Origin of the sequence: Aquimarina sp. AU58 (assembly GCF_900312745.1) — a bacterium.
Classification (GTDB): domain Bacteria; phylum Bacteroidota; class Bacteroidia; order Flavobacteriales; family Flavobacteriaceae; genus Aquimarina; species Aquimarina spinulae.
In genome coordinates, this window is sequence record NZ_OMPD01000014.1 from 3,335,168 (window position 1) to 3,347,652 (window position 12,485).

The window sequence follows — 12,485 nt, forward strand, 5'->3', positions numbered from 1 at the left end:
TTTCGCAACATTTTGAATATTATTTCTGCTTAATCTGAGGGAATTTGTCTCTCACTAAATTCAATTCGATTCCAAATTCAAGATAGGCTTTTAATCCATCCAATACGGTTGTAAATCCACCTGTATTATCATTTATTACTTGGATTAAATCATTTCCTGTTTGGCCAAATCCATAATTCTTTATGACAACATAAGTGGTGTCATCTGTCAATGCAGTAAATTCATAATCAACTGTTGTAGCAGGGTCGCCCCATTCAGTAGAAATTCTCTTATTTTCGACAATATCTTTTACAAATACTTTTGTTGAAACATTATACATTTCCCATTCCCATAAAATGGTTTTGTTTTCTTCTAGCTTTCCACTTGACTTGGTGAACCAAAATTTGGTTGTGATTTTTGGGTCAATAAACGCCTGAAATACTTCTGCGATTGGTTTTCTTACCATCATTTGGCATTCTACCATTGGTTTTTGATTTTCATTCATTTTAGCATGAGGTTTTAAGTGCTTTTCTACAGTCAACGGCCTCCTCTGTTGTGCGGTCGGCTTTTACCATTTGTTTTCTTTCCAAGATTTTTCCATTAAGTCAAATCCGTAGTTCCAACCTTTTTCAGTTTCAGAAATAGTTCCTTCAGGAAGTTGTTTTATTTCTTCGTGAATGCCTTTGCCTACTTGAATAAATCTCAATTGAGAGCCACCATTTTCATTAGCTCGAATTTCAACCGTAATAGTATCCATAACAGGTGAGAAGTCAAGCATTCCACAGGTATATTTGAGTCTATAAGGTTGTTCAACTTCTAAATATTTTCCTGTCATAACGAACTTTGTTCCGTTCTCTTCTCTGGTTATTGTGTACTGTCCGCCTACACGTAAGTCAATATCAAACTCAGTATCAGGCGTCCACCAAACAATCATATCTTTTGGATTTGTAAATGCTCTATAAACCTTTTCTGGTTCAATATCAAACTGTCTTTCGATTATTAGTTCTTTCATTTTATTCTCATGGTATTGTTGGGTACTCAATTTATTTGCTTTGTAATTACAAGCTAAAAAGGTCAAAAGTACCAAGCTTAAAAATTCAATTTTTCGTTTCATTCTACTATAGTATCTTCTCTACTAATAAACTGTTTCTTTAAAGGACATTGGGTCAAGTTGCGTCATGTTTTTCAGTTGATTCAAGCCTATCCAAAAAATCTTGTAATGCATTCTTCATTAGATATGTCCAACCTTCTGCAAAGTTTTCTGGAACAAAATCTGGGCAATCAGCCAAACTTTCTAAACCTTGGTGAGTGAGTTTTAAAATGGTTTTGTTTCCATTTTGGAAGAGCTCAAAGGTTACAACAGATTGACCTTCATAGCCTTTATATGCCCAAGTATGTTTCAGTTTTCGTTCAGGTATTATCTCTATGATTTCGCATAGGTGCGTATAATTAACTCCTGTTTTTCCTTTACCATCAAATTGAAATTTAAATCCTACTTCGGCCTTGAATTCGGACATGTCGAAATACCATTGCTTTAATAGGTTGTGCTCGGTAAGGACCCTCCAGACCAGTGCTACAGGTGCGTCAAATTCGTGTTTTATAATGAGTGGTTTTGTATTCATGTTATTTTGATTTTTGCTGTATATCTGAAAGTAAATCATCCAATTGTTGGAATCGGTTTTCCCAAAATTGCCTGAACTGCTCCAACCACTTGTCAATTTCTTTCATTTTGTCAATTTTTAATTCATAATAAATTTCCCGTCCTTGACGATTTGGCTCAACAAGTTCACATTCGTTCAATATTTGGATGTGTTTGGATATTGTTGGTCTTGCTACATCAAAATTTGAGGCAATCGCACCTGCCGTCATTGCTTGAGAAGTAAGCATTACCAATATAGCCCTTCGAGTTGGGTCAGAAATCGCTTGAAAAATATCTCTCCTTAATTTCATTATGAAGTCATTTAACTACAAATATAAGCGAAGTCATTTAGCTACACAAATAGTTTCGCTTTTTTACTCTGAAATTGAGATGTTACTACACTTAGGTGAGAGGTCTATCTTAATTGAAGCTAACGGTTTTATGGATAAGCAATAGCTGTTTTTTATCAATTCCCTTCACAATTTTCTAACAGGTACACAAATGTCTACCTTAAAAATTCTATTTTCGGGTTCTTCTGGGTACAATTCAAAACAAGCTCTGTCATCTGGTTGATATCCGCTTGTTGGAAACCATTTTCCCATTAGCCAATCCCAAGCATTTTGAAATTCTTCGGCTTTTACTGTGAATCTCGCAACAACATATTTTCCTTTTTCAAGTACCATTTTCCCGATTTCTCCATCAACTTTGGTATTTTCCGGTACAGTCAAGCAGACACTTGTTCTTAATTTACTTTTATCTGCAACATTTACGTCATCGTGATAAACAATGGCAGTTTGAAAATCTCCATTGTCCAGCAGTCCTTTTGGCCCAGCCCAAGCGAACAGTTTACTAAATAATCTTTCAAATAATTCAGCGTTTCCTTGGTATGGTCCAATGTGTCTCAAATATACTACGGGTATATTTGGTAATTCTTTGATTTCAATGCTTTCGTTGTTCTTCATATCTATTTTCCATTTAATTGATTTCGTTTGATTACAAATGTAAATGGAAGGTGTTTCGGTGGCTTTATCCTTAGTGCTATTCACTTTATTCAAATTGCTATTTTTCCTTCGGAACGAAGTAGCCGATTCATTGAAATGGGACTTGAAGTTTTTTGAAAACACAGGTAGGCTTTTAAATCCGCATTTATAAGCTATGTCAGAGATTGAGTCATTTCCGTGAATCAAGAGCGATGCAGCTTTTTCCAATCGAAGTCGAAGTATCAATTGGAACGGTGTCTCTCCTGTGATGCCTTGAAATATTCTGCTGAAATGAAATTTTGAGAAGTTGGAAATCTTTGCCAATTCGTTCAACGAAAAATCATTGTCCAAATTCTTTTCAATATGATCAATTACATTATTTATTCTGTATTTGTACTCATTGTGAATCATTGTATTTCTTCCAACTGGCAGCTAACGATTGCTATATGATTATGTAGCTATCCCGATAGGGTAGCTATTAATTATATAGCTTGTTCTAAGCCGTTTAATTTTCTAAGGTCAAGTTTTTAAGAGTTAAAAAGTATTCATTGTTTTTTTCTTCAAACTTATAAACTCCTTTTAGTTTTTTAAATCCCTCTAATCCATTATTTAAATCTGGATTGGACTGATTGAATATAATAAGTGTAAATGGCAACTCTCCTTTTGAATTAAAACAGTTTTTATCAAACAAAAAATCTTTGTACAACTCACCTTTTCGGGTATAAATACTATCCTGTATAGAGAACTTTTTTTTTATTTTTTTTAGAATATCGATGTGATCCACAACGTTTACTTCTTCCAGTATGTTTTTATTGCTATTTAGGTGATAAAACCTTTTTTTACTTGAAAAACCACTGCCTTCCCAAACTTCAAAAAAATTGACAAATAACTGCTCTTTGATACCTACTATGAAAGGGAATGTCAATCTACCTCCATCTTCATGATTAAATACTAGCAAAGTATCTGTCTTTTCGTTGAATATTACTATTTGTTCTTCTCCTCTTTCAATCATCTCATGATGAGCGTATAATTTTATTTTTTGGTCATTCCAAATAATGCTATCATTGGATTTTGATGAAGAAATATCTACCGGTTCAGTGTGAGAAAAGGCGGGAGTATTGTCTTTATCCGAAACCTTATGTTGATCCTTATTAGTAGAAAAACAGGCTATGATTATACAGCATGAAAAATATAATAAGTATTTCATAATACGATTTTTATTCATCTTGGCTACAAATATGTTCAACATAAAATCCTGATTGTTCAGAATCTCTATCGATTTGCCAATAAGGTTTTTGATTACCATTTCTTCTTAATCTATGATAGTAACCGCCATTATAATACCTAATCAAACATGCATCAATAAAAGATTTTGTTGTTTCGGAGTTTTCAGATTCATTAAAATATTCATTCACAGTGGTTGGTACTCCATCTATATAACTCCGAATACTACTAAAAGTTATATCACCTTCTATCTGATCATCGTATTGTTCCACTAAATCATTGGGATGTGCATTATTCCAATTGTTGGCATTGTTAACCCATCCATTATATTTATTGATAATAGTTTGTTTTTTGATATCTAAAAATGTGATTACAGTATCCACATTTTCTTTCCAATTCCAAACTTGATTGTCAGATGCTATAATATACCCTTGCCAATCGATGGTGCGTCCTTGATCATCAACTATAGTTTCACCTCTTTCAACATCTGACAAGCCAAGTTGTTCACGTTGTTGATTGGTTAATTGAGAATATCCATTAACTAATCTACCAAAGTTGTCAATTTGACCTAAACCATAACCTCTTGGAGGACCAAAGTTTGGTAATCCTCGTACACTATTTACAGTATAGTTCGTTCCTATATTAAATTGCCTAAATTCATTAGAATTACCAGTCGCTGATTCATGTCTTATTAATCTTATCAAAAACCAATATTGATCGTCATAACCTTCATCTTGTATGTAAGAAATAACATCATCCCTATTAGGATTTTGACCTCTTAAGTAAAACACAAAAGTTTGTATATTTTCATCATTCCATTCAGCATCACCATTTACATATTCAAAAGTAGCTATACCTCCACGAATATGATTACCAAAATCAACATTCCATGTATCATGGGCATTAATAATTTGTGTTTGAACTTCATCGTTTTCTTCTTCCGGATAATAATTTAACCATTTTCTTACTACCTGACCATCATAATTTTTTATGCACTCAATTTTTAGTCTTCCCCTAATTTGGTCATCTTGGTTGTTAGCTACTGTGATAATTGGCATTGCAGGTTCGGAAGTTATAGGAATAAAGCGTTCTGCGGCTTCATCTCTACTATTTAATTGTACATCATTAGCAAACAATTCCACAGGAGGTCTTACCCTTAAAACTTGATTTTCAAAACTCCTTTGAACGCCTGCTACCTCTACGTCAAATACTAATTCGATTTCACTCATCATCTTAATTGGTTTTTATCCAGTTTTCATCTAATTCCAAAGGCTCCATTTCTGCTTGACCTTCTTCGTTTACGACTCCTTGATACATGATGTACTTTTTTTTACCTAGTGATTGATTGTCTTTTCTCCTAATTTTTAATTGAACGGATTCACCTGGGGCTATATTTGCTGTTTTTACAATTAAGGTTGCTTTTTTTGTAAAAACAGTTGTATCGATTCGATTTTCCATATGCTCATCCATCCAATATGCTTCTAAAATTTCGGCTTCTTGTTCTTCTCTAACCGTAACAGGAACTTGTTCACTCAGAAATTCTGTTTTTCGCCATGGAGTGGTATATTTTCCTCTGGAGTGTGAATCTTCGATCCCTGCAGCAGTGATTATAAGGGTTTCCGTAAGTGATTCTCTACCGTTAGCCTTAAAATCGGTACGGTCAAAGGTTACGTGACAATCGATAAACCTGATCTTACGAGTTCTACCACCTAGAATACTATTGGTATATTCCAGAATGATTTCTTGAATTTGTTGCGTGGGATGTATCGCTTTTTCAAAAAAGTAGGTATCTTTTGTAGATTCGATTACAGCTATTAACCCTGTATGAAAAGGTCTGGAAGTTGGTCGTCCTGTCTCATCACTACGCTGTATTATACTTTGTTCTGTTTGGAGTACGTTATATATTTGTCCGTCGGCATATAGTTTGGCAATAATGCCCATATCTTTTTGGTTTTTAAGAGTCTTTCAAATTTATAAATTATTTTGATCTAATGGCTTAGAACGTCTCGGCTATGATTAGTGCGGCGCGGAAATTCAGCGAATTTCAAGCAAGCACAAGTAAAAGCTTTGAGCTGTTTTTTAGTTTGTTAGGATAAAAATAGGGAAAAAGCTTTTGCGATAATGTAAATCAGCAAACATTTTGGCAAGCACTCGCTCCCGCATTAATTATAGGTATTGTTGTGTGCAGGTTTTTATTTCAAATTCAATTCATAAACTTCCTCAAGTAATGCTACTTCATATCCATAATGTCCCATAGCAAAAAAGTCAGGTATGCCTTCATTTTTAATTTTCGCTTTTGATTCTGTGTAGATTTCATCTATCAATTCTTTTTTGACTTTTAGATAGTTTGATAAGTATTTTTCAGCAATTTTTTTATCATTGTGATATAAAAGATATTGAGTAGTTGCAGATGGTCTTCCTAAATCAAAATCTCCCTTTAGTATATCTTTAGTAACTATCTCATTATTCTGTATTGTCTCAAAATATTTAATCAAATCATTCTTGCAGATTTCGGGAATTATTTTTAGCGCTAATTCATAATCATTTCTGTTAGCTAAATTCCAAATTGCGTTACCTTTATCATTATCTATTAAGACTCCTAAATCTCTTCCAATTATTGTTCCATTCCAATAATCTATCAATGGATTTGCTTTTGTAAATTTCCTTAATCCTTTTGATGATACGCTGAATGAACCTTTTAATTCTATATATTGATTGGCCTTATTATCAGGACTAGAAGAGAATTTTACTTCAAGACAATATTCTTTATCTTCACTAAACAATTTTAATTTATGTTGGCTTGGATAATATGTAAAACCAAACTGTGAAAGTTTGTTTCCTATCTTTTTACAAATTTCGGAATAGATTACCCTTGGTTTTTCGTTAGAAATTTCTGCTTTGCGATTCGAAACTCTTTCTTTATTACTGAAAATATGCTCTTTTAAGTCGGTTATGGTTTTAATCCATTTCATATTTCAGTTTTTTGTCAATTTCTTTGCCGTTGGTCTTCTTCAACTTGCACACAACGGTCTTGTGTATGAAACGTAGCGTGCAAAAAGACACTAACTTTTCGAATTAACACAGAGCCAAATTTTTATATTTTGTTTTTAATTTATCATTTTTTAAAAGCCAAATTAAAAATTTGGCGGACTTTATAAATATACACAAGCCTTTTGGTTAAGCACTTATTAGCTATGTTTTATACACCGTGTTAGCAACTGGTTTTTTTTCCTACATATAAAAATATTTCCAAAGCCAAATTCCAGAATAGTTTGTAAAACACATATCATTAATTTTAAATACTTGAATTCTATCTTTTGGTAACGGATTGATTTTTTGTCCTTTCACCATTTGTTGGAGGAGATAAGACTTTTCTCTAAACCAACTCTTTTTTTGTCCAATAACAGTTGCATTGATTTTTAAATAATCTTTATTCTTCTTTATTTCCTCTATAATTTCATCAAAAAAATCTTCGTCTTTATACTCGTCAGAATTCTCCTTATCAATCCATCCGTTTTCTTTTAGGATTTGAATTCCTTTATTTTCATCGGATTTATAATCTGTTTCTATTTCAAAGCTGATATCTAATAATCCGTATTTAGCAATAGTTCCTTCAATGTTGTTTCCTTTTGTAGATTTCACCTTAATGTTTAAGTTTTCTTCTATCAAGGATTTTATTTCATTTTCAATTTCTTCTCCTTTTTTCGAAATATCAATAGGAATTTCCATTCCAATATATTCTTTGATTGAATGATATTTTAATTCAGTATTTAATGTTCTAAATATGCTGATTTTGTTCATTAAGGAATGATTTTACTTGTTGCTAACGTTAAATATATGGCGCGTTTTAATGCGCTATATACATTGTTACCACATGTTTTTTATTTCAGTTTCTTTTAATTTCTTTTTCGTTCGAGTAATTCCAATTGTTTCATTGACTTTTGCTTTAAAGCCGTCAAGATTATTTAAATCAAATTTAAGTTGTTCTACTTTTTCTTTAAGTTCTTTCTGCCAATTGTATTCAAAATCGTTTTTTAATATCTCATTAAAATACTCGTCTGATTTTTTCGGTTCGTTGTTCAGTCCGCAGATAATTGCTCGATGATAATTTCCCCAAAGATTGTCGCTTGCAAATTTGTGATTTATTATAGTCTGTTCAGCACTTTTTAAGTCTGACATTTTATTTCGTAATTCGATTGTCAGTTTAAGTGCTTTTTCTGTCAAAGATTCCATTTCGGATTGAAACTGTTTTTCGTTTTTAAAATCAATAAAATCCGATTCACGATTTCCAATATCAAACGAAAAATATTCCTGTTCGTACCAATGAAAATTTATTCCAACATTCAAACATGTCCCTTGTCTGTCTTTAAATGGCTGAAATTCGATTATTGTGGTATACCAATATTTATCGTCCAACCAAGTACGAGATTGTCCTTTGCGTTCAATTCCATATTCTTTGAAAATTCCACGAGCAACTTTGTTAATTATTTTTGAATGTTCTGGTAATGCCATTAGTTTTTTTCAAATGTGTGGTAACGTGTTTGTGTATGATTTCGTTGCGTGTTTCAGCAACTAAATTAGCAAATACAAACCGAATAGAAAATCCGCGAGGATTTTCGTAAGTAGGCGAGTACTAGCAATGAATTATACACGTTGTTCTACGCAGTTTTTATTTCCGTTAATATTTTTCCGTCGGCATTCAGTTCGTATTTATAACCTTCCCAATCTATTAATTCAATTCTGTTTTCTATAATTTTAAATTCCGTTTTCCCATCTGGATTTACAAAAATATCTCGCGCACTAAAATTCCATTTAGTTTTTCCATTTTTATCAATTCGGCTAACTTGAATTTCTCCGTGAACAATAAAATCATCGTCAAATTCGTAAATTCCGAAACAAGTAGCAACGTCATATTGATTTCTCCAATTAGCTGATAAATCCGCTAAATTCAGAGAGTATAATTGGTCAGAACAACAAATGTAAATTCGGTCATTTTTTATTAGAAACGAATTTTCAGAAATTCCAGTTGCTCCTCCAGTTTCCAATAATAATACGCTACACTTTTCAATTCCGTTTTCTGTTATTTGAATTCCGTGTTTTGAGGAAGGTTGATATTCCAATTCAATCCCTAAATCGGCTGGATATTGTTTCTTAAACTTCTGACCAAGTTCCGTTGATTCCAAATCAGATTCATTGGTTATTTCAATTACGAAATTTTGATATTTTACTTTCATTTTCTTGGTTTGGTCAAATTGCGTAGAACGGTTTGTATAAGAATAGTAAGGGATTAAAATGTACTTACTTTTCGGTTTTAGCACTTAGCCAAATTTACAATTTTACCGTTAATTTTCTTTTCGTTTAACCGTCAAATTGAAAATTTGGCGGACTTTGTTATTGTGTGTCAAATTTGGGTTTGGCACTTAACCCTTATTATTTTTATACGTTGTTAGCTACCGTTTTTAGACTCGAAACGTTCTAATCCTTTTTTTATTATTTCACTAAAATTTATACTTTGTGAATCAGGTAAACCTATTCCTTCAAGAATGAATTTAGCTATTTGAAAATACGCGCTATCTTCCGAAAGATTAGCTGAATAAGCATTTCCGCTTTTGAAATCAGGAATTTCTATTTCACTTTTCGGCGACAAAGGAATATTATATAGTTTCAACTTTTCTAAATAATCTTCGTTATCGAAAAACACAAACTTTCTCCAACAGTCTGTAATTTTAGCTCTAAAACCAATTTTTGATTCAAAATCAAATTGATTGTCACTTAATACAGCTTTATATTTAGAAACAATAATTAGTATTGTCAAAATCAACTCCATTCCATCAATAAATTTAATGTGATTAACAAAGTCAGTTTCTCTTCTTCTGGTTATTGGAGGTAAGTCTTTATTTGGTGGAGGCATAGGCATTCCAAATCCACCATAACTAGTTTGTTCTACTGTTTCATTTGGACTGTATTTGTCTAAGAGGTAATTTATAGTATTAGAATTTTTATAACGCTCAGGAATGTTTCTTGAATCAAACTCATACAATGGTATTAAAAATTTAAGATTTCCATTTTCAAACAGTTCTACAGTAGTTGATTTATAAATTAGATTATTTTCTTTTAAAGGTCTTATAATTAAAGAACCTTCTGAACTATAGATACTATTAAAACCAAGATTTAATGGAATTACACTGTCTGCATTATCAATATTTAGATTAATATCTACATTTTGATAAAACCTAGTCGCAACATTTTTAAAGAAATCTGAGGAGTAGAATTTTTTAAATGTAAAATTATCAAATGGTGTTGGAAATAGATATAATTCTAAATATGTTTGATTCCAATCAGATTGCCCTTTTGTTTCTGGGAGATTGAAGTTAGAAAACCTTTCAATTGCTTCGTAATAGTCATTGGTTTTTTCATTTAATTTTTCAATGATGTACCTATCTTTAATTGGCTTACTTTCATTATTCTCTCTTTGGTAGATAACTCCTTGGCTTGTAATATATGGAGGAGTTGGACTTTCATCTACTTTTATTACTAGTATTATATTACCGTTTTCTAAATCTATTTTTTTAAAATGATAATATGGTTTTGGACTTATATTGGCATTAATTATCTGTGAAATCTGGTCTTCAAAATTTCTGTGTTCTGATATGTCAAAACCATTTAAAGATGTAGGTTTATTTTTATCATCACTATCAATCCCCCAAAATACCCAGCCACCTTTTGTATTTGCAAAAGATGATATTGATTTTGCAATTTTTATATTATCAAGTTTTTTTGATTTTAATTTGGGAACATCTCTTTTATATTCAATATACCATCCTTCACCTATCTCATTTTCTAAAAGGCTTTTTAAGTCTTCAATATTTAGTTCTGAAATATCCTTTTTATCAAATGGGTTGTAATTCATAGGCTTGTTTTCAAATGGTAGCTAACGGTAAATATAACAAACGTTGTTGTCCCAAAGGGCAACTATGTTTTGTTATATAGTGTTAGCACCTTTTATTTATCGTTAATATTTACAAATTTATCAACTGCAATTCCTTCCCCAAAATTTTCAAAACTCCCAATTAGAGGAAGCTCATTAAATAACTTCGAAATCTTATTGGCATTTTCAGGGTGAATTACCTTATAGTCTTTTTCGTCAACAAAAAACTGACCAAGTTTAGAAACTAATTCAGAGTATTTTATCAGTCCATCTTCCTTTTTAGTCCTGAATAATTTTTTGATTTTTTTCTGAACCAGAATATAATCTACTTTCGGTAAAGTATATGGAATGTGCTCTGGCCAAACGGCTAATGTATTAACAATATTACTATCTTTCTTTTTGACGTAATAAATACCAGGTACAAAGTAACTGTCTCCAAGTGAATTCTGTAATGAGTTTCTATTTTTACTGAATTCCCAAGAATAATTTGATTTATTTAGTTCAAGGTAACTCAATCCCCATTCTTCAAAATTAGATTTAGCAAATTTTAAATTGGATTCTCCCCATTCTTTTTCAAGCATCCCTTTTTCATATTTTTTTGGCTCAGCATCGCCTTGAGGGTTTAATATGTATAGGTTTAACTCTTTTACTAAATTGTCAACTAAGGGAAAACACTCTTTTCCAAAAAACTGAGGTCTTATAAAATTGATATTGAATGCAAATTTCGTGTCTTCAAAACCGTTGAAGTGTTCTTCCTCGACATCTTCGTCTTCCTCATCCAATTCGTAATATTCGAAAGTGCAATATGCACCTGTTTCTTTATTTTGATAAAACCATTGAGTTCCACTTTCATTTATCACATTAGGTAATCGGTTTAAATATCCTTCAATATCAGACTTTGAAATAGAATCAGTTGTTTTTTTATAAAAATTTAAGTCGTAACTCATATTTTTTCTCTAATTGGTGCTAACGGTTAATATATGTGTCGTAGCAGAGCAAATGTTACCCAATTTTTCGATTTTTCTGCGCATTGGTTGCTAACTTTTACTTTCTGCAAGCATTGCGCCTTACCAAAAATACAACAACCATTCGATTGATCACCTAGTTGCTATGAGCACATATATATTGTTGTAGCTAGTTATATCTTTACCCGTTTTATTTGATCTTCTTGTTGTATTTCTATGTTATCCATTCCATTTTGGTCTAGATTGTTGAAAATTGAAAAGAAGTTTTTTTCATCCGATTCATTCTCCTTTTCAAATACGAATTCAATTCCAGTAAGCATATTACCAGTTTCATGTCTTTTTCCACTTTCTACCAACTCACTAACAAAGTTGTACTCCAAAATATTTATTCCGATTATCGGCTTATTAAGGTTTTTAGTCAATTCGGATTTGCCGTTTTCTTTCCAGATTAAAGGCATTTCACTTCCCATTCCATACCAGTCCAACTTATCGGTCAATTCAAAAGAATTTATTGTCAAGCTAAACTCATCCAATTGATGAGCGGTAAATTCAAATCTTTTTCCGTCAATTTGGAGAACAACTGGTCCGTCCGTTAACCATTCATTTTCTTTTGTATTCCACATTATCCAAAATCGTTCAATTCTTTTTCCAATAAGTTGAGATAGAGTTTTGTTAAATTCATTATTAAAACTTTCCGCAGTAATGTGAAATTTTGGTTCGTATTTTGGAATTCCTAGCATTTATTTCTGATTAGCTACAACGGACTTGTG

The 12,485-nt window shown here is 31.9% G+C and carries 15 protein-coding genes; all 15 read right to left on the bottom strand.

What is annotated here, in order from left to right:
- Positions 1–19: 19 nt before the first annotated feature.
- The 15 genes from DK441_RS25905 to DK441_RS25975 all read right to left on the bottom strand — a co-directional run bounded on the left by DK441_RS25905 (position 20) and on the right by DK441_RS25975 (position 12,455).
- The gene (locus DK441_RS25905) at positions 20–520 is read right to left on the bottom strand and encodes an SRPBCC family protein (RefSeq protein WP_370444338.1); all 501 of its coding nucleotides are present in this window, start codon (positions 518–520) and stop codon (positions 20–22) included.
- Positions 521–547: 27 nt separating this feature from the next.
- Entirely contained in the window at positions 548–1,093 is a 546-nt protein-coding gene (locus tag DK441_RS25910; protein ID WP_109853432.1) for an SRPBCC domain-containing protein, read from the bottom strand.
- Between the two features lie 52 nt (positions 1,094–1,145).
- Positions 1,146–1,601: an SRPBCC domain-containing protein gene (locus DK441_RS25915; RefSeq protein ID WP_160112289.1), complete on the bottom strand. Its 456-nt coding sequence runs from the start codon at positions 1,599–1,601 to the stop codon at positions 1,146–1,148.
- 1 nt (position 1,602) lies between these two features.
- A complete protein-coding gene (locus DK441_RS25920) occupies positions 1,603–1,929 on the bottom strand; it encodes a metalloregulator ArsR/SmtB family transcription factor (protein ID WP_109853434.1) in 327 nt (108 codons plus the stop codon).
- Positions 1,930–2,094: 165 nt separating this feature from the next.
- Complete coding sequence (locus tag DK441_RS25925) at positions 2,095–3,009, bottom strand: GyrI-like domain-containing protein (protein ID WP_109853435.1); 915 nt, start codon at positions 3,007–3,009, stop codon at positions 2,095–2,097.
- A gap of 94 nt (positions 3,010–3,103) precedes the next feature.
- On the bottom strand, positions 3,104–3,805 hold the full coding sequence (locus DK441_RS25930; RefSeq protein WP_160112290.1) for a hypothetical protein: 702 nt from the start codon (positions 3,803–3,805) through the stop codon (positions 3,104–3,106).
- Positions 3,806–3,815: 10 nt separating this feature from the next.
- A complete protein-coding gene (locus tag DK441_RS25935) occupies positions 3,816–5,054 on the bottom strand; it encodes a hypothetical protein (protein ID WP_109853437.1) in 1,239 nt (412 codons plus the stop codon).
- Between the two features lies 1 nt (position 5,055).
- Entirely contained in the window at positions 5,056–5,763 is a 708-nt protein-coding gene (tssD, locus tag DK441_RS25940) for a type VI secretion system tube protein TssD (RefSeq protein WP_109853438.1), read from the bottom strand.
- Between the two features lie 251 nt (positions 5,764–6,014).
- Positions 6,015–6,794: a hypothetical protein gene (locus tag DK441_RS25945; RefSeq protein ID WP_109853439.1), complete on the bottom strand. Its 780-nt coding sequence runs from the start codon at positions 6,792–6,794 to the stop codon at positions 6,015–6,017.
- A gap of 259 nt (positions 6,795–7,053) precedes the next feature.
- Complete coding sequence (locus DK441_RS25950; RefSeq protein ID WP_109853440.1) at positions 7,054–7,623, bottom strand: hypothetical protein; 570 nt, start codon at positions 7,621–7,623, stop codon at positions 7,054–7,056.
- Positions 7,624–7,689: 66 nt separating this feature from the next.
- Entirely contained in the window at positions 7,690–8,334 is a 645-nt protein-coding gene (locus DK441_RS25955; protein ID WP_109853441.1) for a hypothetical protein, read from the bottom strand.
- A gap of 146 nt (positions 8,335–8,480) precedes the next feature.
- Positions 8,481–9,056 carry a hypothetical protein gene (locus DK441_RS25960; protein WP_109853442.1) on the bottom strand — a complete coding sequence of 192 codons (576 nt, stop codon included), beginning with the start codon at positions 9,054–9,056 and terminating at the stop codon, positions 8,481–8,483.
- A 212-nt stretch (positions 9,057–9,268) separates the two neighbouring features.
- On the bottom strand, positions 9,269–10,732 hold the full coding sequence (locus DK441_RS25965) for a helix-turn-helix domain-containing protein (protein WP_109853443.1): 1,464 nt from the start codon (positions 10,730–10,732) through the stop codon (positions 9,269–9,271).
- 92 nt (positions 10,733–10,824) lie between these two features.
- The gene (locus tag DK441_RS25970; RefSeq protein WP_109853444.1) at positions 10,825–11,697 is read right to left on the bottom strand and encodes a hypothetical protein; all 873 of its coding nucleotides are present in this window, start codon (positions 11,695–11,697) and stop codon (positions 10,825–10,827) included.
- Between the two features lie 191 nt (positions 11,698–11,888).
- Positions 11,889–12,455: a hypothetical protein gene (locus DK441_RS25975; protein WP_109853445.1), complete on the bottom strand. Its 567-nt coding sequence runs from the start codon at positions 12,453–12,455 to the stop codon at positions 11,889–11,891.
- Between the last annotated feature and the right edge of the window lie 30 nt (positions 12,456–12,485).

Bases quoted from the DNA above. Each gene is read 5' to 3' on its own strand.
- DK441_RS25910 (WP_109853432.1), bottom strand. From the start codon at position 1,093: ATGAAACGAAAAATTGAATTTTTAAGCTTGGTACTTTTGACCTTTTTA.
- DK441_RS25915 (WP_160112289.1), bottom strand. From the start codon at position 1,601: ATGAATACAAAACCACTCATTATAAAACACGAATTTGACGCACCTGTA.
- DK441_RS25920 (WP_109853434.1), bottom strand. From the start codon at position 1,929: ATGAAATTAAGGAGAGATATTTTTCAAGCGATTTCTGACCCAACTCGA.
- DK441_RS25925 (WP_109853435.1), bottom strand. From the start codon at position 3,009: ATGATTCACAATGAGTACAAATACAGAATAAATAATGTAATTGATCAT.
- DK441_RS25930 (WP_160112290.1), bottom strand. From the start codon at position 3,805: ATGAAATACTTATTATATTTTTCATGCTGTATAATCATAGCCTGTTTT.
- DK441_RS25935 (WP_109853437.1), bottom strand. From the start codon at position 5,054: ATGATGAGTGAAATCGAATTAGTATTTGACGTAGAGGTAGCAGGCGTT.
- tssD (WP_109853438.1), bottom strand. From the start codon at position 5,763: ATGGGCATTATTGCCAAACTATATGCCGACGGACAAATATATAACGTA.
- DK441_RS25945 (WP_109853439.1), bottom strand. From the start codon at position 6,794: ATGAAATGGATTAAAACCATAACCGACTTAAAAGAGCATATTTTCAGT.
- DK441_RS25950 (WP_109853440.1), bottom strand. From the start codon at position 7,623: ATGAACAAAATCAGCATATTTAGAACATTAAATACTGAATTAAAATAT.
- DK441_RS25955 (WP_109853441.1), bottom strand. From the start codon at position 8,334: ATGGCATTACCAGAACATTCAAAAATAATTAACAAAGTTGCTCGTGGA.
- DK441_RS25960 (WP_109853442.1), bottom strand. From the start codon at position 9,056: ATGAAAGTAAAATATCAAAATTTCGTAATTGAAATAACCAATGAATCT.
- DK441_RS25965 (WP_109853443.1), bottom strand. From the start codon at position 10,732: ATGAATTACAACCCATTTGATAAAAAGGATATTTCAGAACTAAATATT.
- DK441_RS25970 (WP_109853444.1), bottom strand. From the start codon at position 11,697: ATGAGTTACGACTTAAATTTTTATAAAAAAACAACTGATTCTATTTCA.
- DK441_RS25975 (WP_109853445.1), bottom strand. From the start codon at position 12,455: ATGCTAGGAATTCCAAAATACGAACCAAAATTTCACATTACTGCGGAA.